Origin of the sequence: Sphingomonas sp. VDB2 (assembly GCF_047946695.1) — a bacterium.
GTDB classification, from domain to species: Bacteria; Pseudomonadota; Alphaproteobacteria; order Sphingomonadales; family Sphingomonadaceae; genus Sphingobium; species Sphingobium bisphenolicum.
In genome coordinates this window covers 1,554,005-1,579,268 of record NZ_CP159615.1, presented here as the reverse complement: position 1 = coordinate 1,579,268, position 25,264 = coordinate 1,554,005, and the positions used below count along the sequence as shown (strand labels likewise).

20 protein-coding genes, 1 tRNA gene and 1 pseudogene are annotated in these 25,264 nt (G+C 66.8%); 4 read left to right on the top strand and 18 right to left on the bottom strand.

From position 1 onward, the window contains the following. Position 1: 1 nt before the first annotated feature. The 14 genes from ABT375_RS07760 to ABT375_RS07695 all read right to left on the bottom strand — a co-directional run bounded on the left by ABT375_RS07760 (position 2) and on the right by ABT375_RS07695 (position 17,293). The gene (locus ABT375_RS07760) at positions 2-1,396 is read right to left on the bottom strand and encodes an efflux transporter outer membrane subunit (RefSeq protein WP_416464663.1); all 1,395 of its coding nucleotides are present in this window, start codon (positions 1,394-1,396) and stop codon (positions 2-4) included. Further along, complete coding sequence (locus tag ABT375_RS07755; protein ID WP_416464662.1) at positions 1,393-4,503, bottom strand: efflux RND transporter permease subunit; 3,111 nt, start codon at positions 4,501-4,503, stop codon at positions 1,393-1,395. Before ABT375_RS07755 ends, ABT375_RS07760 begins: the two co-directional genes overlap by 4 nt. After that, positions 4,503-5,480 carry an efflux RND transporter periplasmic adaptor subunit gene (locus tag ABT375_RS07750; protein ID WP_416464661.1) on the bottom strand — a complete coding sequence of 326 codons (978 nt, stop codon included), beginning with the start codon at positions 5,478-5,480 and terminating at the stop codon, positions 4,503-4,505. The genes ABT375_RS07755 and ABT375_RS07750 overlap by 1 nt, the downstream gene beginning before the upstream one ends. A gap of 101 nt (positions 5,481-5,581) precedes the next feature. Continuing rightward, positions 5,582-6,094 carry a phosphatase PAP2 family protein gene (locus tag ABT375_RS07745; protein ID WP_416464660.1) on the bottom strand — a complete coding sequence of 171 codons (513 nt, stop codon included), beginning with the start codon at positions 6,092-6,094 and terminating at the stop codon, positions 5,582-5,584. 127 nt (positions 6,095-6,221) lie between these two features. Then, the gene (locus tag ABT375_RS07740; protein WP_416464659.1) at positions 6,222-9,257 is read right to left on the bottom strand and encodes an efflux RND transporter permease subunit; all 3,036 of its coding nucleotides are present in this window, start codon (positions 9,255-9,257) and stop codon (positions 6,222-6,224) included. Beyond that, positions 9,254-10,264, bottom strand: a complete 1,011-nt coding sequence (locus ABT375_RS07735; RefSeq protein WP_416464658.1) for an efflux RND transporter periplasmic adaptor subunit — start codon at positions 10,262-10,264, stop codon at positions 9,254-9,256. The genes ABT375_RS07740 and ABT375_RS07735 overlap by 4 nt, the downstream gene beginning before the upstream one ends. Continuing rightward, positions 10,261-11,703 (bottom strand): TolC family protein, encoded by a 1,443-nt coding sequence (locus ABT375_RS07730; protein ID WP_416464657.1) that lies wholly within the window; start codon positions 11,701-11,703, stop codon positions 10,261-10,263. The genes ABT375_RS07735 and ABT375_RS07730 overlap by 4 nt, the downstream gene beginning before the upstream one ends. A gap of 7 nt (positions 11,704-11,710) precedes the next feature. Continuing rightward, positions 11,711-11,917, bottom strand: coding sequence for a hypothetical protein (locus ABT375_RS07725; protein WP_416464656.1), 207 nt, complete (start codon positions 11,915-11,917; stop codon positions 11,711-11,713). After that, positions 11,907-13,082 (bottom strand): glycosyltransferase, encoded by a 1,176-nt coding sequence (locus ABT375_RS07720; RefSeq protein WP_224547174.1) that lies wholly within the window; start codon positions 13,080-13,082, stop codon positions 11,907-11,909. The genes ABT375_RS07725 and ABT375_RS07720 overlap by 11 nt, the downstream gene beginning before the upstream one ends. A 4-nt stretch (positions 13,083-13,086) precedes the next feature. After that, positions 13,087-13,596, bottom strand: a complete 510-nt coding sequence (locus tag ABT375_RS07715; protein ID WP_261936445.1) for a DUF2141 domain-containing protein — start codon at positions 13,594-13,596, stop codon at positions 13,087-13,089. Beyond that, positions 13,593-14,552 carry a hypothetical protein gene (locus ABT375_RS07710; RefSeq protein WP_261936446.1) on the bottom strand — a complete coding sequence of 320 codons (960 nt, stop codon included), beginning with the start codon at positions 14,550-14,552 and terminating at the stop codon, positions 13,593-13,595. The genes ABT375_RS07715 and ABT375_RS07710 overlap by 4 nt, the downstream gene beginning before the upstream one ends. Before the next feature lie 55 nt (positions 14,553-14,607). Beyond that, positions 14,608-15,759: a glycosyltransferase gene (locus ABT375_RS07705; RefSeq protein ID WP_416464655.1), complete on the bottom strand. Its 1,152-nt coding sequence runs from the start codon at positions 15,757-15,759 to the stop codon at positions 14,608-14,610. Continuing rightward, entirely contained in the window at positions 15,747-16,511 is a 765-nt protein-coding gene (locus ABT375_RS07700) for a polysaccharide deacetylase family protein (protein ID WP_261936448.1), read from the bottom strand. The genes ABT375_RS07705 and ABT375_RS07700 overlap by 13 nt, the downstream gene beginning before the upstream one ends. Continuing rightward, positions 16,508-17,293 (bottom strand): hypothetical protein, encoded by a 786-nt coding sequence (locus ABT375_RS07695; RefSeq protein ID WP_416464654.1) that lies wholly within the window; start codon positions 17,291-17,293, stop codon positions 16,508-16,510. Before ABT375_RS07695 ends, ABT375_RS07700 begins: the two co-directional genes overlap by 4 nt. A 144-nt stretch (positions 17,294-17,437) precedes the next feature. Here ABT375_RS07695 and ABT375_RS07690 point away from each other — a divergent pair, with 144 nt between their 5' ends. After that, on the top strand, positions 17,438-18,490 hold the full coding sequence (locus tag ABT375_RS07690; protein WP_416464653.1) for an endonuclease/exonuclease/phosphatase family protein: 1,053 nt from the start codon (positions 17,438-17,440) through the stop codon (positions 18,488-18,490). On the opposite strand, the gene ABT375_RS07685 is transcribed toward ABT375_RS07690, so the two are convergent. From ABT375_RS07685 to ABT375_RS07675, 3 genes are read right to left on the bottom strand one after another with little or no spacing between them, the layout of a single operon-like run. Continuing rightward, the gene (locus ABT375_RS07685) at positions 18,462-20,777 is read right to left on the bottom strand and encodes a TonB-dependent receptor domain-containing protein (RefSeq protein WP_416464652.1); all 2,316 of its coding nucleotides are present in this window, start codon (positions 20,775-20,777) and stop codon (positions 18,462-18,464) included. The genes ABT375_RS07690 and ABT375_RS07685 overlap by 29 nt on opposite strands. Then, the gene (locus ABT375_RS07680) at positions 20,761-21,714 is read right to left on the bottom strand and encodes a FecR family protein (protein ID WP_416464651.1); all 954 of its coding nucleotides are present in this window, start codon (positions 21,712-21,714) and stop codon (positions 20,761-20,763) included. Before ABT375_RS07680 ends, ABT375_RS07685 begins: the two co-directional genes overlap by 17 nt. A gap of 57 nt (positions 21,715-21,771) precedes the next feature. Next, complete coding sequence (locus ABT375_RS07675; RefSeq protein WP_224547159.1) at positions 21,772-22,299, bottom strand: RNA polymerase sigma factor; 528 nt, start codon at positions 22,297-22,299, stop codon at positions 21,772-21,774. 179 nt (positions 22,300-22,478) lie between these two features. On the opposite strand from ABT375_RS07675, the gene ABT375_RS07670 reads away from it, so the two are divergent. After that, on the top strand, positions 22,479-22,697 hold the full coding sequence (locus ABT375_RS07670) for a hypothetical protein (RefSeq protein ID WP_416464963.1): 219 nt from the start codon (positions 22,479-22,481) through the stop codon (positions 22,695-22,697). A 90-nt stretch (positions 22,698-22,787) separates the two neighbouring features. On the opposite strand, the gene ABT375_RS07665 is transcribed toward ABT375_RS07670, so the two are convergent. Next, positions 22,788-22,861 (bottom strand) — tRNA-Cys (locus tag ABT375_RS07665). Between the two features lie 191 nt (positions 22,862-23,052). Between ABT375_RS07665 and ABT375_RS07660 the strand changes: the two genes are divergently transcribed. Both ABT375_RS07660 and ABT375_RS07655 read left to right on the top strand, forming a co-directional pair. Then, entirely contained in the window at positions 23,053-23,685 is a 633-nt protein-coding gene (locus tag ABT375_RS07660; RefSeq protein WP_416464650.1) for a protein-L-isoaspartate O-methyltransferase family protein, read from the top strand. Between the two features lie 19 nt (positions 23,686-23,704). Continuing rightward, positions 23,705-25,196: pseudogene (locus ABT375_RS07655) on the top strand (TolC family outer membrane protein). The last annotated feature ends 68 nt before the right edge of the window (positions 25,197-25,264 follow it).

Genomic DNA, 25,264 nt, shown 5'->3' with positions numbered 1-25,264 from the left:
CCTAACCGATCGGGCGGGCGGGATCGAGTGGCTGCGGCGCGTTCTGCCAGCCGCCGCCCAACGCCCGGAAGAGCGCGACATAGGATTGGCCAAGCAACAGGTCGGATTGCGCACGGGCCAGTGCGGCGGTTGCCCGCGTGCGCTCCGCGTCGATGACGAGCAGCGGCGACACGTCGCCCAGCCGCGCGCGTGACGCCGTGCGGCGGGCATAGAGCGCGGCTTCCTCGGTCGCCCCGGTCAGGGCGACATTGCGCTGCGCTTCGGCCTGCGTGGCGGCCAGCGCGCTTTCCACGTCGCGCAGCGCCCGCAGGATGGCGCTGTCCCAACCGGCCAGTGCGCCGCGCTCCTTGGCCTGGGCCTGGGCGATCCTGGCGCGCGCTGGCCCCTGATTGGGGAAAGCCCAGGACAGGAGTGGCGATGCGGTCGCGGCAAAGCCGCCGGACAGCAGGCCGATCGCGCCGCCCAGATTGACCTTGGGATAGAGGTCCGCGCGGGCGACGCCGATTCCGGCGGTGGCGGATGCCAGCTTGCGTTCCGCCTCGCGAATGTCGGGGCGGCGCAGCAACAGCGCCGCGCCATCGCCGACCGGAGCGGCGTCGTTCAGCCGGGGCGGCGCCGCGCAGGTGATGGCGGCGATGTGCGGATCGGTCGGCGGCAGTCCCTGAAGCGTCGCGAGGCGATAGCGTGCGCCGTCGCGCGCGGCGTCGAAGGACGGCAGCGTCGCGCGGGAAGAGGCGAGCAGGCTGGCCGCTTGCGAGACTTCCAGCGGAGAGAGATCTCCGGCGCGATATTGGTCCTGCACGCCCTGGAGGGCGCGCGCCTGCGCCGCTACGATCTCGCGCGCGATCCGGCCGTTTTGGATGGCGCCGCACAGGTCGACATAGGCCAGCACCGTGTCGGCCGCGACGGCGACGCGAACACCGTCCAGCGCGGCGGCCTGTGCGTCCGCATCGGCGCGCGCCGCGAGCGCGCCGGACCGCAGCCGTCCGAACAGATCGACGTCCCAGCTGATCGTCGCGGCGGCGTCATAATCGCTGGCGGAGACATTGGCCGCGCTTGGCTGGCCGGATGGATTGTCGAGGCCCAGGCTGCTTTCGATGATCGGCTGGGGCAGCCGTGCGGCGTCGGCCTGCCGGATGGCGGCGCGGGCCGCGTCGAGATTGGCATAGGCGACGCGCAGGTCGGCATTGGCCGCAAGGCTCGCCTGCACCAGCGCATCGAGCTGGGCATCGTCGAACAGGCGCCACCACTGGTCGGGCACCGGCGCGATCGACGTGGCGGCCCGGCTGGTGAACGGGGCGTTCGCCGTTGGCGGCGCGACGAGGGCGGACGGGGGCGATGCGGCCATGCAGCCGCCAGCGAGCAGCGCGGCCAATGCGCTGAAACGGCGGATCATGCCGCGTCTCCCGTCGCTGCCGCGCCCGGTTCGTTCGATCCCTGCGCATCCTCGCCGAAACGGGCATAAAGGGCGGGCATCAGAAACAGATTGAGCAGGGTGGAGGACACCAGCCCGCCCAGGATCACGATCGCCATCGGATGTTCGATCTCATGCCCCGGTGCATTGCCCGCCACGATCAGCGGCACCAGCGCGAGGCCCGCGCAGGCGGCCGTCATTAGGATCGGCACCAGCCGCTCCTCCGCCCCGCGCAGGATCAGGGCGGGGCCGAACGGTTCGCCTTCATGCACCCGCAGATGATGATAATGGGACAGCAGCATGATGCCGTTGCGCGCGGCAATGCCGATAACGGTCACGAAACCCACCAGCGAGCCGAGCGACAACAGGCCGCCGGTGAGCGCCACTGCGATCACGCCGCCCACCAGCGCAAAGGGCAGGCTCACCGCGACGAGCGCGGTGATCCGGCCAGACCGGAACTCCAGCCAGACCAGGATCAATATGCCGATCAGGCACAGCAGGCCTGTCGTCCAGAGCCGCTGGCGCGATTCCTTCAATGCAGCATATTCGCCCAGCACCTTGGCATGATAGCCCTGCGCGAACGGCGTCTGCGCGACGGCCTGCTCCACGGTGCGGGCCACGGTGCCCAGGTCCGAACCGCTGACATTGAGCGTCACGTCCAGCCGGCGCTGGCCGTTCTCGCGCTTGACCTCATTAGGCGCGGGCTGGACGCGCACGTCGGCGACATCGCGCAGCCGCACCGGCGTGCCCGTCGGCGTCTGGATCATCAGCTCTTGCAGGGCATGGAGGTCGCCCCGGATCGCCGGTTCGCCCCAGATCGCGAGGTCGAACGCCTTCTGGTCGCGATAGATTTCGCCCAGCTTCTGTCCGGCGACCAGGCTTTGCGCCTGCCGACGGACCTCACCGGGCGTCAGCCCCAACGTCGCCATGGCGGCGGGGCGGGGCCGGATCTGGATTTGCGGCACCAGCACCTGCGATTCCACCTTGAGGTCGGCCACGCCGTCTATGCTGGCGACCCTGGCCTTCAGCCGGTCGGCGGTGGCGCGCAGCTCGGCCTGATCGGGACCGAAAATCCGCACGACCACCGTCGCGCCCGCGCCCGACAGCACTTCCTTGATCCGCTCGCGCAGATAGGTGAGGACGTCGCGGAACAGGCCGGGATAACCCTCGATGACTTCCTTGATCTTGGCCACGCTGCCATCATAGTCGGCCTCGTCGTCCAGGCTGATCCACAATTCGGTGAAGTTCGGCCCGACCACTTCGTCGGCGGCTTCGGCGCGGCCGATATGCGCGCCGAAATTGCGCACGCCGGGGATCGCCCGCAATTCTTTCGACACCTTGATGGTGATCCGGTCCATCGCCTCGATCGAGGCGCCGGGCTTTTCCAGCCAGTGCATCAGGAAGTCGGTTTCGCGGAAATCGGGCAGGAACTGGTCCTTGAAGTTCGCATAGCCGATCCCCGCCAGTAGCAGCCCCCCGGCCACCACGCCCATTACCGCGCGCGGCGCGGCGATCAGGCGGGGCAGGGCGGTCGCATAGCGGCGCTTGAGGACGGCCACGAAGCGCGTGTCCCGCTCCGCCTTGAGCGGTGCGTTGGGCAGCAGGAGCAGGCACATGGCGGGCGTCACCACCAGCGCCACCAGCAGCGATGCACCGATTGCCAGCACATAGGCGATCGCCAGCGGCTGGAAGAAGGTGCCGGCCACGCCGCCGAGGAAGAAGATCGGCAGGAACACCAGCATCACGATCAGCGAGGCGAAGACGACCGCCGACCGCACCTCCAGCGAAGCCCCCAGCACCACGTCGAAGGCGGAGCGGGGATGGTCCGCCTCCCGGTTCAGCCGCAGGCGGCGGGCGATATTCTCTACGTCGATGATCGCATCGTCCACCACTTCGCCCAGCGCGATGACGAGGCCGGCGATGACCATCGTGTTGATCGTCGCCCCGCTCCACAACAGGACGAGGCCCGCGCCGAGCAAGGACAAGGGGATCGCGACCAGGCTGATCGTCGCCTGCCGCCAGTCGCGGGTGAAGAGGAACAGCACGACCGCGACGAGGAAGCAGCCGATCGCCAGCGCACGGGTGAGATTGTCGATCGACCGTTCGATGAAGGTGGCGGGGCGGAAGATCGTGCTGTCGATCCTCACGTCCTTCAGGCCTGGCTTGATTTCTTCCAGCGCCGCCTCGACCGCGCGAGTCAGGTCCAGCGTGTTGCCGGTCGGCTGTTTTTCCACGATCAGCATGATGCCGGGGCCGTCGTCGATGATGGCGTTGCCGATCGGCGCGGCGAACCCATCGGTCACGCGCGCGACATCGCCGATCCGCACCGGCGCGTCGCCCGCCAGCTTGATGACGGTGCGGGCCAGATCGTCGGGGGTCTGGATCGCGCCGGGCTGTTGCACCGCCATGCGCTGGTTGGCGGTGTCGACGAAGCCGCCGCCGCCGACCAGCACGGCGTCACCCGCCGCCGCGCGCAGTTCGTTCAGCGTCACGCCTGCGGCGCGGAGCTTGTCGGGATCGACCAGTATCTGCAACTGCCGGTCCCGCATCCCCCACATGGCCACATTGGCGACGCCCGGCACCGCCATCAGGCGCGGCCGGATGGTCCAGCGCACCAGTTCGGAGAGCTGCATCTGGTCCAGCTTTCTGGACGAAATGCCGATCTTCATCGCCCGGCTGGTGGAGGATAGCGGCGGCAGCATCACCGGCGGCCGGGCGGCGGTGGGCAGCCGTCCCTGCACCTGCGCAACCCGCTCCTGCACCATTTGTCGCGCGCGCATGACGTCGGCGCCGCGATCGAGCAGGATCACGACAGACGACAGGCCCAGCACCGACTTGGACCGCAGCGTGGCGAGATGCGGGATGCCGTTCACCTGCGTCTCGATCGGCACGGTGATCAGGCTTTCCACCTCCTCGGTGGACAGGCCAGGCGCTTCGGTCTGGATCTCCACCATCGGTGGCGCGAATTCGGGGAAAACGTCGAGCGGGACGCTGGTCGAGGCGCGCAGCCCCAGCACGACCAGCAGGGCCGCCAGCGCCAGCACCAGCACACGCTGGGTCAGCGCGGCGCGAACGAGCCATGCCAGCATCAGTGTGCGACCCCGAATTCGGTGCCGAACAATTCCATCGCGCCTGTGGTGACCACACGCATACCGGGTTCAAGCCCGCGCGCCAGGATCACGCCATCCGTTCCGGTCGATGCGATCTCCACCCGCTGGCGCACATAATGGTTGGGCGCGGTCTGGGCATAGACCCATTCCCCGCCATAAATGTCGCGCACGACCGCGGAAGCGGGCACCGTCAACCCTTGCTGCATCCGCCCCATTGGCAATTGCACGGCCACCCGCTGGCCCACGCGCCACCTGTGGTCGCGATTGTCGATGGCATAATAGAGGTCGATCGTACCGGCGGCGGCATTGGCCGAAGGCGGAGCTTGGACTGGTCGCGCTGGTTGGCCGGCGTCGGTCCCGCCCAAGGCGCGGACCGACGCCGGGGCAAACCGGCTGATCGCCGTCACGTCCGTGCCCGATACCGATGCCCGCACCCATAGCGTCGATTGGCGACCAAGCGTGGCGACGGAGGGGCCGAGCAATCGCCGTTGTTCAAGGGCGACATGCGCCTGCGCCTGCGCGGTGGCGAGCGCCGCGGCCGCCTCGTCGCGCGCGCGGACGCTGCCCGCTTCCTCCGCGACCAGTTGGCTCGCCCGGTCCAGCGCGATGCGCGCGAGGCGGGCCTGCGCGCGGGTTCGCGCGACCTCGCCATCGGCGGTCGCCTGCGCTGCGCCGATCTGGGCGAGGTTGCTGAGCGATCCGGTCGGCACGCCGCCCGCGCCATTGGGCACGACGATCTCGCCGCTCGTCTCGCGGATCATGCCGGTCCGGCCAGTGCCGACGGTTATCGTGGCGATGCCAAGACGCTGGACGGCTTGCGGCGTCAGCGTAAGTCCGAGCAGTTCGGTTTCATGGGCGATCGCCTCTGTTTTGGCCGGAGGCGCAGCAGGCGTCTTACCCTTTTCACCGCACGCCGGGAGCAGCAGCAGGACGCAGAGAAAGGAAATGCGGTGCATGGAGACTCGCCATCAGGACAATATGGCCGTGTCTCTATCGGCCCACGCTGGAACCCTGCTTTCCGCAACTATACCATTTGTCCATCCCGGCCCGCAGCCGTTCAGAACCGGATCGCCATGGCGACGCCGCCACCCTTGCTGTCGCCCCAGGGCAGGATGCGGACATCGGTGTCGCGCCGCGTCGTGATGAGGAAACCCGACGCTTCGCCGATGGCCGCGCCGGCGACGACATCATACCAATGATGCTTGTCGGCCTTCACCCGGGCCAGGCCAACAAACGCTGCGACGAGTTGCGCGGGAACGCCGACCTTCCAGCCATAGCGGTTATGCAGGCTGGCCGCCGCGGCGAAGGACGTCGCGCTATGGGACGAGGGAAAGCTTTTCCGGTCGCTGCCGTCGGGGCGCATTTCCGGGAAGCCCTCCTTCAGGCCCAGCGACAGCAGGGTGGCGGCGCCGATGCTGCCGCCGGCTTGCAGCGTGCCGGTCCAGTCTTCCTGCACTGTCGGCAGGGCCAGCGCGCCGGCGACCAGCAGGTCGCGACCGATGTTGCTGGCGTTACGCCAGTCTTTGTCGGATGCATGAGCCGTTCCCGCCATCAGCGATGTGCATGTCATGGCGATCAAAGAAATGCAGTGCTTCACACATTGTCCCCCCGCGCGAGCGGGAGGCTCGCGGCAGGACGACGATTTTATTTCCGCCGCACCTCAGTCGGGTCGTGTCGCCTCCGGGAAAATCAGGAGATCAGACTTTGCCACGCGATGGCCAGCAGAGCAGGATTGCAGGCAGGAACAGCAGCACCAGCGGCACGGTGGCGACCAGTCCGAATATGATTGCGGTGGCCAGCGGTTGCTGGAGGCCAGCGCCCCGGCTGAGGCCCAGCGCCAGCGGACTGAGCGTCAGGATCGCGATCAATGCTGACATCAGGATCGGGCGCAGCCGCTTGGACCCTGCTTCACGCAGCGCGGCCAGCGTCACGCTTGCGCCACTTTCGATCTCCGCGAGGTAGAAGATGATCAACTCGGTCACCATGCCGACGACCATGGTCAGGCCCATCAGCGCGGAGATGTTGAGTTCCGTGCCGGTGACCCACAATCCCAGCAGCGCAGCGCCCGCCACCAGCAGCACCGTCGCCATTGCCGACAGGGTCCATGCCAGATTTTCGAACAAATAGGTCAGAAGCAGCGCGCTGAGCAGCAAGGCGGCCGCGAACACCATCGCCATGTCGGCAAAGCTCTTCTGCTGTTCGGCATAAAGGCCGCCATAATCGACGCGCACCGAACCGGGGAGGTGAAGCCCCGCGACCTTCGCCTGCACCGCCTGCATGGCGGATCCGAGGTCACGGCCCTCCAGCCGCGCGGTGACGGCGATGAAGGGGGCGAGATCCTCGCGCGTCAGTTGCTTCTGCCCGCCATCGATGCCGACCTGCGCGATCGATCCCAGCCGCACGCCATGCCCATCGGGTGCGGTCAATGGCAGGTCGGCGATCTGGTTCGCGCGGCTGCGCAAATCCTGCGCGCCGCGCACCCGGACCGCGACCAGTTGTTCGCCGAAGCGGATGTTGGTGGCGATGCTGCCGCCGACCAGCGACTCGATCTGGCTGGCGACCTGATCGGGGTCCAGCCCCTGTTGCGCGGCCTGGCCATTATCGATCTTGACCGAGATGGCGTCGCCGGTGACCCGCAGCCCGTCGACGATTTCGACCACGCCGGGGATGGTCGCCAGCGCTTTGCCCACACGCCCGGCGGACGCCTCCAGTGCGGTGGCATCGTCGCCGAACAGCTTGACCTCGATCGGCTGGGGCACCGCGGTCAGGTCGCCGATCAGGTCTTCCATCAACTGCACCAGTTCGACCTGCAATCCGGGCACCTTCGCCTCGACCTGCCGGCGGATGTCGGCCATCACCGCGTCGATCGGGCGGCGCGAACCATCCTTGAGCCGTACGAAGAAATCGCCTTCATCGGCTTCGGTCAGTCCGCCGCCCAGTTGCACGCCCAGCCGGCGCGAATAGCTGGCGACCTCGGGCGTTGCAGACACGATCGCTTCCACCTGCTTCACCAGCCGGTCGGTATCGGCGAGGGATGAGCCGGGCTTGGCGGTATAGTCGAGGACGAAACCGCCTTCGTCCATCACTGGCATGAAGCCGGAGGGCAGGTGATACCAGGACAGGGTGCCGGCGATCAGGAAGACGCCGCCCATGATGGCGGCGGCCAGACGGGGGCGTGCAAACAGGCGGTCGCCTGCGCGGGTATAGACGCGGTCGAGCCGATGCATGACGCGATCGGCCCTTTCCGCCGCCTCCGCATCGCTTTGCCGCAGCCAGCGTGCGGCGATCAGGGGGATGACGAAGCGGGAGAAGAGCAGCGAGAGGGTGAGCGCAGTGACGATGGTGATCGCCAGCGCCTTGAAGAAACCGCCGCTGACCCCGCTGATGAAGCTCAATGGCAGGAATACGACGATCGTCGCTAGGGTGGAGCCGACCAGCGGCCGGCCCATCTCGGCAGCGGCCGCGAGCCGGCTTTGCACGTCGGGCGCTGCCCCTTCCTGCATACGCCGCATGATATGTTCCAGCATGACGACCGCATCGTCCACCACCAGCCCTACCGCGGCGGCCATGCCGCCCAGCGTCATCATGTTGAAGCTGAGACCGAGCGGATAGAGCAGCAGGCAGGTGCCGGCGAGGACGGCGGGCAGCATCAGCCCGGTGATCAGCATCAGCCGCCCCGATCGCAGGAACAGGAACAGCACCAGGCCCGCCAGGACGGCCCCCAGCAGGATGGCGTCGCGCACGGCATTGGCTGCGCCCGTCACCAGTTCCGACTGGTCGTAGAAGGGCGTTACCGTCACGGTCGCGGGCAGCCCCAGGGCGTGCAGTCGCGCGTCGACGGCCTTGACGATCGCCACCGTATCGCCGGTCAGCGCCTGCCGGACGTTGATGAGGACGGCGCTGCGCCCGTCGGAAGCGATCCGGACATAGGCGGGTTCCGCCGCTGGATGCACGGTCGCCACCTGCCGCAGCGTGACGACCGCCGCGCCGTTTCCGGTCGCGGCGCGGATCGGCGTGGCGAGCAGGTCGGCGGCCGACGTCGCCGTGCTTTGCACCAGGACAAGATACAGGCGATGCCTGTCCTCGATCCGCCCCGCGCCGCGGATCGTGTTGGATTTGGTAAGCGCGGCGGTGACGTCGGTGATGCCGAGGCCGAAGGTGCGCAGCCGGGCCGGATCGATATCGACCGCCAGTTCGCGCGGCGTGCCGCCCAGCACATCGACCGCCGCGACGCCCTGGACGGCGGTCAGGGCAGGGCGGACCTTGAGTTCGGCCAGTTGCCGCAGGGACTGCTGGTCGAGCGAGGGGGAGGTCAGCGCGATGCCCAGAACCGGGAAGATGGTGGGATCGGATCGGCGCACATCGAATCGCGTGCCGGCGGGCAGGTCGGGCAGCAAGGTCGCCAGCGCCCCCTGTGTCGCCAGCGTCGCCGACACCATATCTTCGCCCCAGGCGAAATTGAGCGCGACATCGGCCGTACCCCGGCTGGTGGTCGACCGGACGCGGGTGACGCCGGGGACGCTGCGCAGCGCGATTTCGACCGGACGGCTGATTTCCGCCGCCATTTGCGCCGCATCGCGGTCGCCCGCGTCGATGGTGACGACCACGCGCGGATAGTCGATATGGGGGAACAGGCTGACCGGCATGGCCCGCGCGGCCAGCACGCCGCCCAGCGCCAGCAACAGGACAGCCAGCCAGATCGATCGGCTGTGCCGTTCCAGCAGGGCGGTCATCGCAGACGAACCTTCATCCCGTCGTCCAGCGCCGTCCCGCCCTCGATCACGACCTTGTCGCCGGGAGACAGGCCCTTCGTCACGACAATCGCCGCACCGTCGCTTGGCCCCGTCACGATGTCGCGGCGATGGGCCGTTCCCTTCACCACCACGAAGACGAAAGGCTGGCCGGCATCGTCGAGCAGCGCGGTATAGGGAATGGCCAGCGCGTCCCCGGCGCCTTGCATCGTCGCCTCGCCGGTTAGTGCCTCACCCGGCCGAAGCGCCGCGCCTGCGGGCAGGTCGGCATAGGCGGCGGCGAGCTTCGTTTGCGGGTCGACCATGGGATCGACGGCGGACAGACGGGCAGGGATGGTGTGACCGCTGCCCGCCGTCGAAATGGCTATTGCGGTACCTGCGCGCAGATTCCGGACCAGCGCCGGATCGATCCCGAAGCGCGCCCTGATCGCCCCGGCGCCGCCGATCGCGACGATGGATGTGCCTGCCGGGATCAGATCGCCCGGCGTCCCGGTGATGGATTCGACATAGCCCGCGCGGGGCGCGCGCAGGATCAGGCTGCGGCCGGTCAGGCTGTCCAGGGTCGCGTCGGCGCTGGCCTTTGCGGCGCGTGCGGTTTCGACATCGGCGTCGCTCATCAGCCCGTCGCCACGCATACGGACGGCGCGGGCATAGGCCGCATCGGCGGCCTGCGCATCGCTGCGCGCCCTGGCCATGTCGAGCATCGCGGTCGGGCCGGGGGCGAGGCGGATGATCGCCTGGCCCTGTCGCACGGCGGACCCGACCGGCGCATCGATGGCGACGAAACGCGCTTCGATCGGCGCGAACAGGTCGGCCCGCCCGCCGGGGCCGCTGTCGGCCACGCCATAGAGGCGGATGGTTTCGCCGACCGCCTGTCGCCCGACTGTGGCCAGCTTGACCAGAGCCTGCGGCTCCGGGCTGTCCTCCTGCGGGGCGGAGGAGCAGGCCGCCAGCAGCGTCAGCGCCATGACCGTCGCGATCGTCTTCACTGCCATTGCTCCCGCGCTGCGCCTGTCAGTAATTCCAGGGCGATGGTTTGTTCTGCGATGTCCTGCGCGCTGTGCAGGCGCAACAGTTGGCGATCCCGCAATATCTGCTCCGCCGCGCGCGCGGTGGCATCGGGCAGATCGCCGCGTGTCGCCGCGCGACGGCTCGCCTCGGCCTGCCGCGTCGCTTCGGCAAGGCCGCCATCGAGATCGGTATATTGCCTACGGGCAATCGCCAGTGCGGCGACGGCCGCTGCGATCTCCGCCCGCGTCTGGAACAGGCGCGCCTCATATTCCGCTTTCAGGGCGGCGCGCGTCGCCTTTTCTATGGCGATTCCGCCCCGATTGCGGTTCCACAGCGGCAGGGTGAAGCCGATCGCCGGTCCCAGCGTGACGTTCCGGCCTGTGTCGCGCCCGCCATTGATGGTCAGGTCCAGCGTCGGAAACTGATCGAGGATCGCCTTGCGCAGCGCCGCTTCCTGGGCGTCATACCCCTCGCGCAAGGCGCGCAGGTCCGAGCGCTCCTGCCGCGCCAGCGCGAATAGCTGAACGGCGTCGGGTAACGGCGCAAAGGCGGCAACGGGCGCGATACGTAGCCGGAAGGTCGGCGGCAGGCCAAGCAGCCGATTGAGTTCGAGCCGTGTGACGGCCAGGTCTTTTTCCGCCTGACGCGCGACCTGTTGCGCATCGAGGGCCGCGATCCGGGCGCCTTGCAGCGGATCGGCCGACACGTCGCCCCGGCTGGCGGCGGCGCCATAGCGGGCAAGAAGATGCTCCGCCGACGCAAGGCTGTCCCGCGCCACCACGCTCTGGGCTTCCAGCGCGGCGATGCGCACGGCCTGAAGCCGGGCCTGTCCCGCCGTCTGCCATTCGGCCCAGACGAGATCCATGCGCGCCTGCCGCCGCTGCGCCTGCGCCTGTTGCCGGGCGACGGCGCGAGTCCGCAGGGCATTGAGATCGAGGCCCAGCGCAGATGCAAGTCCAGCGACCGGATCGGCGCCTGACAGAATCGGATCGATGCCCAGCGAAAAAGTCGGATCGGGCATCAATCCCGCGCTGAAGACCTGGGCGTCGTTGACGCCATTGCGCGCACGCAGCGCCTTGAGGTCGGGATTGGCCGTCACCGCCAAAGCGGCAATGGCATCTTCGTCGAGCGGCGCAGACAGATTGATGGCCTGTGTGTGGGGGCTGGACGGACATCCATAGGGACGGACCAGCGATACGGCGGCAGGCGCGGCCAATATGTCTGGCGTATCGATCAGCGGCTCGGGCGCATAATGCGCGCAACCTGTCATCATCAAAATCGTCGGCAGCAGCCTGAATCGACCGAGGGAGGGACGCGACACGAAACCGCCGTTCTGCAAGAGGAATGCCGCGACGATAAAGCCGATGGAGGCGATGGAGGCGATTGCCCAAGATATTTCCTGGATGGTGGCGGTCAAGGACGCTTCATGAACGCCGATCGCTCAGCGCCCACCAGATGATCCGCACCATCAGCGGCCAGCAACGGCAACTGCATTGACGGGTATAGCCTGCGCTGTTGTCGCGGCGGCGGCCCGCCTCCGCCATGCGCGCGCGCCGTTGCATCCGCTTTTGTGCCCAGGTGCCGGGCCGGATATGGGGCGGATCGATCGACAAGGTCGCGTCAGGCGGCATGACGACGCCTCCCGACGAGCCCGGCATAGGTGGCGAACAGACGATCGAAATGACGGTCCATCGTGCCGACCTGTGCGGCTGCATCGCTCGCCCGTCGCCGCCATAGCATCGGATCGGTCACGGCCAGATGATCGATCGCCTGCGCGAGGCTGGCGGGTTGCCCGGCATGATAGCGCAAACCGAGGCCGGGGGCGGCATGATCCGCGGCGCCGCCTTCGTCGGGGACGATGACGGGCAGACCGCTTGCCCGCGCTTCCGCTGCGACCATGCAGAAGGTTTCCGCCTCGCATCCGTGGACGAGGGCATCGGCGCTGGCCAGCAGCGTCGCCAGCGTCGCGCGATCGCTCGTCGGCGCCAGCAGGTGGATGTGCGGATTATGCGCCGCGGCCCGCCGCACGCGCGCGCTGTCCCGCCCGTCGCCGATCAGGACCAGTCCCACCGACTGGCGACAGCCCGCCATCGTGACGGCCTGGATCACCTGCGGCCAGCGTTTCTCCGGCGCATGGCGGCCGGCGCCGATCAGCAACAGGCTGTCGGGACCAAGGCCGCAGCATTGCAGCAGATGGCGTCTCAGGGCTTCGTTGCGAAGGGTGGGAGAGAATATGCCCGGTTCCACGCCCATGGCTATGGTTCGTGCGCCGACGACGCCACCGTCGCGCAGTCTTGCCGACAGGCTGTCATTGGCGCTGACGATCAGGTCGAATGCGGCGTCGAGCCTGCGCAGGTGCCGCCAATACCAGTCGAAGCCGCGATCGATTGTCGCTCGTCGCGCGACCGGGCCGAACCAGCGATAGGCATAGGCCGACAGGGGATCGGCATGCATGATCAGCGCGCGGGGCGCATCGCCCCGCCAGCGACCGACCATCGCCGCGCTCGACCATGGGGAAGACGCCTCGACCAGATCAGGCTGCAAATCGTCCAGCATGGCGTGGAGCGAGGCTTCGTCATCGAAATAATGATAGCGGCGGTCCAGCGGAAAGCGCCGCGCGGGCAGCAGGACGATCCGTCCGTCGCCACCCGTCGGCAGGACCGCGCTGCGTTCGCCGGGCGCCAGGATGATGACCTCATGCCCGGCCTTCGCGCCAGCCTTCAGCTTGCGTTCGACATAGGTTTTCACCCCGCCGCCCTGCGGTGCGTAGAAGGCGCAGACATCGACTATACGCATGGCATCAACGCTCCAGGGGGCCGAAGGAAAACAGACTGCGGCGATAGTTGAGGGTGATGGCGATCGGCGTCGGCCCGGTGAGCGCGCGGGCGCTTGCGGCGCTGGCCGACGGCTTGCTCATGCCCAGTTTCGGATTGCCGGCAAAACCGATGCCGTCAACCGACAGCGCGAATTTGCGATTGGCGTCCCGGTCGTGCAGCAGGCTGAGCGCATAGACGCCCGGTCCCGGCGCACGGATGCAGAGCTGGATTGGCCCCGACGCCGGGACGGCTGTTTCGACGCGCCGGAATGGCTTGCCAGCGGCCACCAACATATTGTCGTCGGCCAGGAAATCGGCGTCGTTCGCCGGATACAGCTCCAGCTTGAGCCGGCCCTTGCGATCCTTGATGCCATTGACGGTGACGAGGAAGGACGGGCCATGCTCGTCCGCGCGGCACTGGCCTTCCGCCTTGCCCAGATCGGGCGAGGAAGGCAGCGACGTCGCCGCCGCCCAGAGGAGCAACGGCGCGATCATGCCCGGTTCCCGCGCCACAGGCCGCTGGCGCCCAGCGCGATGCCCACCACCAGATGGGCAGCCATGATGAGTGTTGCCATCAGCGCCATGGCCGACACGATCTCGCTGTCGCGCCCGATCAGGAAGGCGGCCATGCCGGCAAAGACGACATCCTTGTTGGGCAATAGCGGCAGGCGGGAAATCAACTGACGCAAGGTGCCCAGCAATATCCAGGTGCCGACATCCACTGACGGCAGCAGGATATGCCACATGCCGGCCGCCAGCAGGGTCGTCGCGACGATGCGCAGCAGATGGACGGCCGACACGAACCAAAGGTCGGCGCGCGGCAGGGCAAAAAGCTTGTGGCGCAGCAACATCGCCGCCAGCGAGGTGGCCAGCACGAACAGGATGGACCCCGTGATTTCCCAGTGGGTGGCGCCGATGGGCAGGGCATCGAACAGGGGGATGGCGATCACCAGCATCGCCAGCGTGACGAGATTGCCGACCAGCGCGGACAGGATCGTCACATCCTTGAGCGCGCCGAAAGGGGCCGCCTTGATGGCGGCGCTGCGCCGCGCCCAGGCATAGAAATAGACCTCGCCCAGATAGCCGAGCAATATCTCGTTGCTGACCAGCTTGCGCAGCAATGCGCCGAACCCGCTGACGGGGATGGCCCATAAACGGCGGAAGATCGCCCATTCCGATACCGGCCCGGCGGTGTAATAAGCGACGAAGGCCAGCCAGAAGAGGGGCGATGTGGGCATGAGCGCCCAAAGGCTGGCCCGGTCGAGGTCGCGGAACTGATGGAGGGCGACCGCCAGGATCAGGATCGACACCAACGGCCCCGCCCATAGCGTCCAGTTGCGGCCTGAGCGGATCAGCGGCTGGGGATCGATGACGGTGGCGAGGGGAGCGGCAACCTCTTGATAGAGGGGATGGGATCGAAGGACTGAACCGGCGGATGTCTGGTCCGTCATAAATATCTCGTCATTGTTGCTTCGGACGCTCTGACGGCGCGTGGCGCACGGCACCTCAGTCGGAGGGGGCGAAATTATTCCGGCAGGCGGGGGCATGTCGTCGGATGGATTGGAAACGGGCGAGATAGGCGTGTGATGCCTGTTCGACGGTGAAACGTCGGGCCTGCGCCAGGCTGGCCGCGCGATCCTGACGCAGGCGGCCTGCATCGCGGATGGCCGCGCTGAATGCGTCCAGATCACCCGTGTCGACGAGATGGGCCAGAGCGCCGTGGCCGGTCAGGGCGGTCATGCTGACGCTGCACCGGGTGGCGATGATCGGCAGCCCGGCGGCCAGGGCTTCCACGACGACGGCGGGCACGCCTTCATAGTCCGACGACAGAAGGAACACGTCGAATTCCGGGAGGCGGCTTGCGGGGTCGGGCACATGTCCCGGCCATGTCACGCGATCCGCGATGCCCAGATCCTGGCACAAAGCCGTGAGCATGGCGCGTTCCGGGCCTTCGCCATATATGGTCAGGCTGTCCAGCGCCGCAGCGCCGCGCGCAAAGCCGCGGAGCATCAGGGCGACATTCTTCTGGGTCGCCAGCCGTCCGACGCCGACGAAGCGCAGCCCCCCTGTCCGGGCCTTGCGGGCCGGCCGGGGGGCATGATGCAGCCGCATCACCTGCGCTTCGTCCAGCGCCGGGTCGGGAATGATCGATATGCGCCGGATTGCGGCCGGAATGGCGGCCTCAATTTCGCCCGCCATCGGCTCTTCCATCCCGATGAAATGATCGATGAAAATACCGTGCAGGCGCAGCCATCGGTGATAGAGCCAGCGTATCGGCGCGACCATGTCCCGGCGCTCCAGATCATTGCTGATCTTCGCCAGGATGGGCGGACAGCGACGCCCCAGCAGCAGCTTCATCGCCAGCGCGACGATCGTATAGCTGTTCCCAGCGCAGAAGAGCGCGTCGGGCCGGAGCCGGACGATGGCGCGCGGCAGCATCGCAATCATCCACAGCGTCTCGATCCAGCCCGTCGGAAAGGGTTGGCGGGGGACGTCATAGGCAAGGTGGGCGGCTATTTCCTCGCGCATCGCGCCGTCTGTCCGTCCCATGAAGAGCGGCGCATCGACGCCTTGCGCCCGCCACGCCCGCACGAGCCGCAACGCGACGCGCTCGACGCCGCCCGGTTCGAAACTGTGAAGGAAGGTCAATATGCGCATGGCGTGGGCGGCGCGGTCAGCAGGTCGCCATAGCGTGCCGGCGCATGGCTGCGCCGCACCCGTCGCAGCGCATCGTCGATGCTGCGCATCAGGGACGGAACATGGGCGTCGCCCGGATGCACCGCGATCCGAACCACTGGCGCAAAATGCAGCAGCGGCGGCAACAGGCGCGCGACGGCCAACGAGGAGGCGATGCGCGCGCGGCTGCGGCTGGCCCAGGTAATCACCGGCCCGCGCGCCAGCGTGGCGCCGCTCTGGGGCGACCAGACCTTCATATGATCCTCCGCGAGCGCGAAGCCGGCCTGCCCCAGCGCCGCAAGCGCCGGCGCACCATAGAGCCATGCAGGCGCGACGAAGCCTGCAACGGGCTTGCCGCTGATATCCTCGATCAGCGCCCGGCCATCGGTCATGCGTTGCAGTGCGGTCCTATGGTCGAGACCCAGAAACTCGCCTTCGCCCGCCGTCATGTGGCGGGCCTTGAACCGTGAGGCTGCTCCGGCGTGGCGGCTGTCGTCGCGATGATACCAGCCATGGGCGAAGAGGCTGACACCCCGGTCGGACCAGTCGCGCAGGCGCGATGCGAAGGGCGACCCTGCGATCAGGGGATGGGCGCCCCAATGATTGGGCACCACCAGCATGGCCAGATGATCAGGAGCGACGTGGCGCGACACATGATCCACCAGCCGATCGACTTCGGTTTCGAAGCGGGGACCGACATCGTGAAGGGACAGCAGCAGGCGGCGCTTGGTCATAGGTGGAAGCGCAGGCTGGCCATGGCGCGCCGGTCGGTGTGGAGCGCCGTCTGGTCGACAAGGCCAAGATCGGCGGCGGGCCGCTGCATCGCACCCAGTGAAAGGCGCCAGTCGATTCCCCCCGTCGCCGCGGAGGCGGCGGTTGCGAAAGCGAGTTCCAGGCCATGGCCCGTCAGCGGCGCGCCGCCGATCGTTTCCGCCAGACGCGTCAGATCGTCGTGCCGCGCCGAGCGCGCGACCGAGAGATAGTCGAGCGACAGACGGCTTTCGTCGCCAAAGGCCAGGGCCATGCCGGCCCGCGCCATCCGGGTCGCCAGCCGACGCGAATTGACGTCGACAATCTGCAGCCGCCGGCTCATGCGGGCATAGTCGGCTCCGATAATCAGACCGAGGTCCGAAACGAGGGGGATGGCCGCCGAGAGGCCGATGCCCTTCGTCGACCAGCGATCGCTGTCGAGTCCGCGACTGCCTTGATCGGCGCCATTTGTGGCGCGGGTGGCTGACAGCGATAGCTCCAGCGCACCGACCGACAGACGGGAGACGCGGGACCGGACCTGGGCGAGATCGAAACGATCGGCGAGGCTGAGCATCGTTGCATAGGGGGGCTGCGGGCGCGCTTCAGGCGCCGGCGGGGCAGCCGTGCGCGCCAGTCGGGCGGCGCTTGCGACCAGCAGGTCGGTCATCCGCATCGGCGGTCCGGCTGCCTGCGCCATTGCCGTCACCGGATAGCAAGCGGCCGTCGCCAGGAATATCGCTGCAATCTGTCGGTGATTTTGCATCATGCCCGCTTTCCTGTTTTCGCAGAGACGACGCCGCCCGCTGCAACCGCAGTCGGGACGATCCCGGAAAATTCCTGTGCGGGTGGACTGTGGTCGCCGCATCGCGATGCCGTCCAACGGCGGACAAGCGGGAGACGGATCTTGCGAATGAAGAGACACATTGCCCTGGCGATGATCCTCGCCACCTCGATCGGTGCGGCCGCTCCCGATCTGCCGGTCAGCTATCGCGGCCCGCGCCCCTCGCCTGGGTTCGATGGGCGATTGTCGGTCATGACCTATAATATTCATGGTCTGCCCTGGCCGGTGGCATGGGGGCGTTCCAGCGCGTTTGCGCAGATGACCCGGCAGCTTGGGGCATTGCGGGCGCAGGGGCGGCAACCGCATGTCGTACTGCTCCAGGAAGCCTTTACGCAGCAGGCGCAGGCCATCGGCCATGCTGCGGGCTATCCCTATGTCGTCGAAGGGCCATCGGCTGACATGGGCAGTACGGAACCCGCCGATGCGACGGACGCGCGCTATATGGCGGCCGGCTCCTGGGCGCGCGGGGAAGGGCTGGGCAAATATGTCGGCAGCGGGCTTCAACTCCTGTCCGACTTTCCCATCGTCGGCGTGCGCAGAATGGCCTTTCCGGCTTTCGCCTGCGCAGGCTATGATTGCCTCGCCAACAAGGGCGCATTGATGGTGAGCCTTCGCTTGCCGGGTCGGGCCGATCGCGTCGATATCGTTACGACGCACCTCAACAGCAGACATGCGTCGGGGGTAGCCGACGACCGGTCTTTGCAGGCCTATCGCCTGCAGGTGCGCTATCTTTCCGACTTCATCCGCAAGGCGCACGACCCGGCCCGTCCCCTGATCGTGGCGGGCGACTTCAATGTCGGGAGCGTGGCACCCCGCCGCGCCGCCTTGCTATCGCATGTGCGCACCGACTGGAGCCAGGATGGCGACATCGACGACGCATTCGGCGATGCGGTCCGGCATCATATGCCTCTGTCGGACGACGCTCGTTATGCCCATTGGCGGGCGCGGGACTGGCAATTCTACACACCGGGCCATTCGACGGATATCGAACTGGAGCGGCTGGACGTTCCGTTTGGCCATGCCGCCGATGGCAGCATGTTGTCCGATCATGTCGGCTATACCGCGACGTTCGACCTGAATCCGCGCCGGGCCATTACCAGGATCGCGCAACCGAGAGCATGAGCGTGCGGGGGCGCAGCGGCGTATATTGGGGCGCGGCGCGGATGGAGAAGGGGTTTCCGAACGCAAAGCTGTCGCCGCGCACGTCCATCAGATTGTCCATGCGAACACCCAGCGTCCATGCATCGCGCGATAATTCGGCATTGGCTGACGCCACGGAGTAATTACCCATGTTCCGGTCCAGGTCCTCATCGAAGGACAATCGCGCCTTGCCGATATAGTTGGCCTGGACCGCCGCCTGTCCGCGCCATTCGTTCGGCAGGATGAAGCGCTTCGCCAAAGTGATGCGTCCGGCCAATGCGGGCGCGACCGGCAGGCGACGATCGTCCAGTTCCCCGCCATCCGACGCCCGTGTTAGCCGTGCCGACTGGGCGTTTCCGCCAGCCGACAGGGTAAAGCCCTTGCCGATGCTCCATTCGGTCATGATCTCTCCGCCGATGATCGCGCCGCGGCCGGCATTGCGGGTCGAGACCAGGCCGTTGGCCAGCAGATAGTCCGACTGAATTTCGTCCCACCTTGTATGATAGAGGCTGGCGGACAGCGAAAGGCGCCCGTCGTGCGAAGACCTGCGCATCCCAAGGTCGATGGTGCTCAGTTCGTCGGCGTCGAACTGACGCGACGCAGCCATATCTGCCGGGGCCAGTCCGCCTGGCCGCATCGCCCGCGCATAGCGCAGATAGACGAGGCCGCGCCCGCCCAGGTCCAGCGAAAGCGCCGCGCTGGGTGACAGGATGGTCTTGCTGATCCGCACCGGGGTGACCATCGGGTCGTCGCCCGTTCCATCCTGTGCGATGCTGTGGAACAGGCGCGCGCCCAATGTCAGCTTCAGTCGATCCGCGATCCGCAGCGTGCCTTCGCCGAAAGCCGCATATTCGATCACCCGACGATCATAGGTCTCGACCGTCTGCACGGCGCCGGCGTCGTTCATGACCTGCGCGGTGCCCCGGGTCGCCGCCTGAAGATAGGACAGGCCCACCAGCCAATGATCCGGGCCGCCCGATGCGAGCCGGAGTTCCTGGTTGAAAACGGCATAATGTCGCTGATCCTCGAACCGGACCGGGCCGGTGAAACCGAAGGCGTCGGCCGCTTCGCTGGCATCCAGGACATAGTCGAAGCCATGATCGACATAGCTGGTGGCCGATGTCAGCGTCAGCGCGCCGATCGCGCCCGTGACGGTGCCGTGCCACAGCTTGAAATCATTGTCGGTGGGCTCCGCAAAGCTGTTCCCCCGGCGCAGCGTGTCGTCGGACGCAGTCACATATTGGCTGTCGCGGGAATTGATGTCTTGCAAGGCGAATCCCGCGTCCACCGTCCAGTTATCGGTCGGACGCCAGCGAATGCCGAGGCGCAGCCCCACGGTTTCAGCCGAATTGCTACCGCGCTTCGCGTTGCTGTTGCTGATCCACCCGCCATTGGCGAAACGATAGCCCACGGCGCGGACCGCCAGCCGGTCATCCACCAGCGGCAGGTTGAGAACCGCTTCGGCGCCTGTGCCCGGCCGGCCATGCTGCACCACTTCGGCTGACAGTCGGGCCGATCCGGACACGCCTTCGAAGTCAGGCTTGCGGGTCACGATATGATAGATGCCCCCCAGCGCGCCCGAGCCGTAGAGTGGCCCTTGCGGTCCCTTCAACAACTCGATCCGGTCCACGTCGATGAGGCGCAGGTCGGGGTCTGGCGCGTTGAAGGTTACGCGCGCCTCGTCCACCTGGACCGCGACGGTTGACTGGCTGAGACCGTTGAACGGGCTGTCGGCGACGCCGCGGATGAACTGGCGATTGCGCCCCGGACCCATATTGGTCATCGCCAGTCCCTCCAGATCGAGGCTGATGTCCCGGCTCGACGGCGTGCGCGACCGGGCGAGCGGCGCGAAGGAAAGGACCGAAACGGACAGCGGCACGTCGCGCAGCATCTGCGGCCGTTTCTGGGCAGTGACGATGATGGTGCCCGGCGGCGGCGCGGCCGGCGGGGGCGGGGGCGATGGCGCGGGGCGAGGCGCGCGGGCCTTGGGCGCGCGTTCGATGCGATAGAGCGTCGCGCTGATCTGCACGGCGCGCAGGCCGGTTCCGGCCAGCAGTTCTTGCAGGATCAGGCCGGGGGCCATGTTGCCGGCCACCCGTCGCGTCATCACATGCGGCATATCCCCCGGCAGTCCGACCGAGATCCCGGTAGCGGCTGAAAATCGATCGAGCGCGTTGCTGAGCGACCCGGCCGGTATGTCGACCGATCGGGCCGGGTCGCGCGCCTGCGCCGTCGAAGTCAGTAAGGCAGGTTCAGCGCACAGCGCCAAGGCGCACAGCATCCCCCGCCGATTGCGCTTCGATCCCCATGACGCCGACCAGATCGCCGACCAGCTTCGATCCGTCGCCGATGACCAGACTGCCCGAAAAATGTTTCTTCTCCACGGACGGATCGACGATGATCGCCTTCCCGGAATAGCGGCTTATGTCCGCCGCGACGAGGGCCAATGGCGCATCCGTATAGGATAGACGACCGTTTCGCCAACTGCCGATCTGCGCGACATCGACCGGCGCGAGCGTGAGCGCGCCGCTGCCTCCGACAAGCTGATACCCGGCGTCAAGGCGCACCGGCTTGGCGATGCCCGGCGTCTCGACCGACACCACGCCCTCGGCGACGCCGACACGGAACGCCCCGCCTGCCAGATTGACGGAGAAGCGCGTGCCGATGTCGCTGATCCGATAGGTGCCTGCCGATACCGTCAGCGTGCGGCCGGGGTCGTGGCGTACGTCGAAATAGGCTTCGCCGCGCGCCAACTCGATCGCGTCGGCCGCCTTGCCCGTTACGACGATCCGGCTGGATGGGGCGAGGATGACGCTGGTTCCGTTCGCCAGAGCCAGGCTGCGATTCGCCGTTCCGCTATTTTCGTAGACGACGGGATCTGCCTTGGATCGAAGGATCGGGCCGGCAACCAGAATCGCCAGACTGGCGGCGATGGCGCCGCCCCATAGCAACCGGGGGCGCCATCGGTTGGGAAGGGGAGCGGCCGGAACGCGCAGGTCGGGCGCCAGCAAAGGCCTGATCTGCTCCCTGTTGTCCGCGATGGCGGCATCCAGCAGGGCAACGGAATCGAACGCGTCGCGGTGGCGCGGGTCGGCTTCCAGCCATGCCAGATAGGCGTCCCAGTCGGCATCGTCCTGCTCAAGCGCAGCCTGCCAGGCAATCGCCTGGTCCAGAATCCGTTCATCCATTTCCGGTCGCGCCGTCATGGCGTGTGTCTCTCTTCCCTTTTGGTCCTTCTGTGACGATAGCGTGACAGCATAACCTCAGTCCTGCAGCGCGCGGCGCAGATATTTCATCGCCACGGCCATATGTTTCTCGACGCCGCTCTTGCTGATGCCAAGCCGTGTGGCGACGTCCGCGTGACTCAGCCCCTCGATCTTGTGCAATTCGAATGCCTTGCGTGCGCCGTCGGGAAGGTTGCCAATGGCCGACACCAACGTCGCGACTTCCTCACGCGCTAAAATCGCCTCTTCAGCGTTCTGGCTTCGATCGGAGGGTTCGACACCCGCAACGGCAAAGTCGGTCGCCTGATCGCTCCAGCGCCGCTCCCGCTCCATGCGCCGCTGCTTTTCCCGCAGCCTGTCAACGACGAGATTTTGCGCCATGCGGTAAAGATAGGCGCGACCATTCTCGATCGGCCCGGCCTGAAGGTTTCGCGCCTTCAGCCAAAGTTCCTGAAGCACATCGTCCGCATCGGCCGCATCGCCGGTGCGTGCGATCAGAAAGCGCCGAAGGTCGGCCCGGTGAATGCCATACAGGGTCTCCAGGCCGCTGTGATCGTCCAGGCTCATGCGATATGGTTTGCCGACAAGCCGGCTTGACGGGAAGCGGTTTTTTGCGGCCGCATATCGCTGCCCGACAACTCCGGGGCGTCCATAATAATTCGCATCGCCAGCAATTCGATTTTCGTTGGGCCGCGTATGAATGGACCAGTTGTGCGTCGATTGCTAGTGATCCGACTCCGAAGTGCATGGCGCTGTTGAAAGAGGCGCGGCAAGCCGCCGCCATATGGATTATTCAAATCCAAGACATGGAGACTGGTGGATTGCAGTCGGCAATGACGGTCGGCGTGCAGGTGATGGTGGAAGAGGGCCATCGGATAGGTGCCGCGCGACGCCTGAACGAATCTCGGTGCGGTTTCTGCATTTTTAGCGGCATTGCCGGTTCGGGCCATATGCCCATGGGATGACACTGCCCGCGGGTTGCACAGGGAACAGATGGCTGCCTGACAATGTCGCCAACAATTGAATTTTAATCTTGAAAATCAATTGTTTGGCGATGGAGGCCCGAGCCGGAATCGAACCGGCGTGCAAGGATTTGCAGTCCTCTGCGTAACCACTCCGCCATCGGGCCATCCGCTGGTGGGTGGCCGCAAATGTGCGGCTTTGAACGCAAAGTCAAGCGGGGGATGGCGCAGGTGCCTCAAGATTCTTGCCGACCGTCGCGCAAAGCCGCTTGGCGCGGGCCGCCCGCTGATTTAGAGGTCCGATGATCCCCTTAGTGTATTGCATTGCCAATACAGTTGTGCCAAGCGAGGAACTATCGTGACCGAGCAGAATTATTCTTCGATGCGGGCCGCTATGGTCGAAAGCCAGTTGCGCACCAGCGACGTCGGCGACCAGCGGGTTATCGCTGCGATGGCGAAGGTGCCGCGCGAGGATTTCGTGCCCGCGCAACGCCGTGCGATGGCCTATATCGACCGTCCCATTCCGCTGGCCGGGGGGCGTTCGCTCAATCCGCCGCTGGTGACGGGGCGGCTGCTCAATGAAGCGCAGGTCGCACCGGGCGACAAGGTGCTGCTGATCGGCGCGGCGACCGGCTATGCTGCGGCGCTGCTGTCCGAACTGGGCGCACAGGTGACGGCGGTCGAGGAAGAAGGCGGTCCGGCGATCACACTGCCCGGCGTGACCGTCGAGCGCGGCGCGCTCAACGCCGGCGCCGCCGATGGTGCGCCCTATGACCTGCTTTTCATCGACGGCGCGGTGGAGGAAGTTCCCGCGGCGCTCGTTCAGCAGCTTGCCGAGGACGCCCGCGTGGTGACGGGGATCGTCGATCGCGGCGTTACGCGCCTGTGCGGCGGCCGGGTGGTTGCGGGAGTGCTGGGCCTGAGCAGCCTTGCCGATATCGAAATGGTGGTGTTGCCCGGTTTCGGCGCGCCCAAGGGATTTGTGTTCTGAAAATGATGGGCGGGGACAGATGACGGCGAAGCGCACCTCTTATCGGCATCATGCCGCAGCCGCTTTGCTGTTGCTGTCCTCCGCCCTGACCAGCGGCGCGCAGGCGGAGACGCTGCAAGGCGCGCTCGCCAAGGCCTATGCGTCCAACCCGACGCTGACCGGCGCACGCGCGGGCCAGCGTGCGACCGACGAGAATGTGCCGATCCAGAAGGCGGCGGGCCGGCCCGGCGTCGACGTGACGGGCAGTTTTTCCGAAAGCATCCTCAAGCCCACGATCAGCTTCACTTCTCCGCAACGGACGGTGAATGCGCAGGCGCAGTTGAACGTGCCGATCTATTCGGGCGGTGCGGTACGCAACGGGGTGAAGGCGGCCAAGGTGCGCGTGGAGGCCGGGCAGGCCAATTTGCGTGGCACCGAAGCCAGCATTTTTTCGCAGACCGTCGGCGCCTATATGGATGTGATCCGCGACAGCGCGATCGTGTCGCTCAACCAGTCCAACGTGCGGGCGCTGGAGGTCAATCTCCAGGCGACCAACGACCGGTTCGAAGTCGGCGACCTGACCCGCACCGACGTCGCCCAGTCGCAATCGCGCCTGGCGCTGGCGCGGTCCGACCTGCAGATAGCGGAATCCAATCTGATCGCCAGCCGTGAAAATTATATTGCGCTGGTGGGTGATGCGCCCGATGCGTTGGAAGCGCCACCCGCGCTGCCGGGCCTGCCGGCCACGCCGGTCGTCGCGGTGCAGGTCGCGCTGAACGACAATCCGGATATATTGGCGGCCAAGAAGAACAGGATCGCCGCCGGTTACGACGTGAAGGTGGCGCGCGCCGGGCGGCTGCCGACGCTGTCGGGCTTCACCACGGCGGGTTATACCAATTATCTGCATACGCTGGGCGGAACCGCGTTGGATGCCGATGGCAATAGCGTGGAAGGGCCGCAGATCAACAAGCAGGCGTCGGCAGGCGTCCAGCTGACCATTCCTTTGTACCAGGGCGGGCGGCCCGCTGCGCAGGTGCGCCAGAATCAGGCGCTCGAATCGCAGGCGATCGAGCGCGAGATCGAGGTGGAACGCAGCGTCATTTCCCAGACGCGGGCGGCCTATGCGAGCTGGCAGGCGTCGCTGGAAAGTATCGAGTTCGAATCGGAAAGCGGTCGAGGCCGCTAATCTGTCGCTGGAAGGCGTGCAGGCGGAAAATTCGGTCGGCAGCCGGACCATCCTGGATATCCTCAACGCCGAACAGGAAGCGCTGAACGCCAAGGTCCAGCTCGTGACGGCGCAGCGCAACGCCTATGTCGCGGGTTTCAGCGTGATCGCGGCGATGGGCCATGCCGAGGCCGACGATCTGGGCCTGGACAGCGGCACCCTCTATGACCCGATGGTCAATTATGAACGGGTGAAGGGCAAGTGGCTGGACTGGAGCTTCGATCCCAAGCCGACCCCCGTCGCCACGCGGACCGTTGACACGCCCGCGCAAAACGCCAATGTCGAGCGCGCTTCGCAGCAGCCTTAACCGCTTGTTAACCCGGCCGGGTAATCTTGGAGCTTAAGGATGCGCAATGGATTTTGGACGGGGACTAT

Excerpts from the sequence above, each read along its gene's own strand:
- ABT375_RS07760 (WP_416464663.1), bottom strand. The coding sequence starts at position 1,396 with ATGATCCGCCGTTTCAGCGCATTGGCCGCGCTGCTCGCTGGCGGCTGC.
- ABT375_RS07755 (WP_416464662.1), bottom strand. The coding sequence starts at position 4,503 with ATGCTGGCATGGCTCGTTCGCGCCGCGCTGACCCAGCGTGTGCTGGTG.
- ABT375_RS07750 (WP_416464661.1), bottom strand. The coding sequence starts at position 5,480 with ATGCACCGCATTTCCTTTCTCTGCGTCCTGCTGCTGCTCCCGGCGTGC.
- ABT375_RS07745 (WP_416464660.1), bottom strand. The coding sequence starts at position 6,094 with ATGACATGCACATCGCTGATGGCGGGAACGGCTCATGCATCCGACAAA.
- ABT375_RS07740 (WP_416464659.1), bottom strand. The coding sequence starts at position 9,257 with ATGACCGCCCTGCTGGAACGGCACAGCCGATCGATCTGGCTGGCTGTC.
- ABT375_RS07725 (WP_416464656.1), bottom strand. The coding sequence starts at position 11,917 with ATGCCGCCTGACGCGACCTTGTCGATCGATCCGCCCCATATCCGGCCC.
- ABT375_RS07720 (WP_224547174.1), bottom strand. The coding sequence starts at position 13,082 with ATGCGTATAGTCGATGTCTGCGCCTTCTACGCACCGCAGGGCGGCGGG.
- ABT375_RS07715 (WP_261936445.1), bottom strand. The coding sequence starts at position 13,596 with ATGATCGCGCCGTTGCTCCTCTGGGCGGCGGCGACGTCGCTGCCTTCC.
- ABT375_RS07710 (WP_261936446.1), bottom strand. The coding sequence starts at position 14,552 with ATGACGGACCAGACATCCGCCGGTTCAGTCCTTCGATCCCATCCCCTC.
- ABT375_RS07705 (WP_416464655.1), bottom strand. The coding sequence starts at position 15,759 with ATGCGCATATTGACCTTCCTTCACAGTTTCGAACCGGGCGGCGTCGAG.
- ABT375_RS07700 (WP_261936448.1), bottom strand. The coding sequence starts at position 16,511 with ATGACCAAGCGCCGCCTGCTGCTGTCCCTTCACGATGTCGGTCCCCGC.
- ABT375_RS07695 (WP_416464654.1), bottom strand. The coding sequence starts at position 17,293 with ATGATGCAAAATCACCGACAGATTGCAGCGATATTCCTGGCGACGGCC.
- ABT375_RS07690 (WP_416464653.1), top strand. The coding sequence starts at position 17,438 with ATGAAGAGACACATTGCCCTGGCGATGATCCTCGCCACCTCGATCGGT.
- ABT375_RS07680 (WP_416464651.1), bottom strand. The coding sequence starts at position 21,714 with ATGACGGCGCGACCGGAAATGGATGAACGGATTCTGGACCAGGCGATT.
- ABT375_RS07675 (WP_224547159.1), bottom strand. The coding sequence starts at position 22,299 with ATGAGCCTGGACGATCACAGCGGCCTGGAGACCCTGTATGGCATTCAC.
- ABT375_RS07670 (WP_416464963.1), top strand. The coding sequence starts at position 22,479 with ATGGCGCTGTTGAAAGAGGCGCGGCAAGCCGCCGCCATATGGATTATT.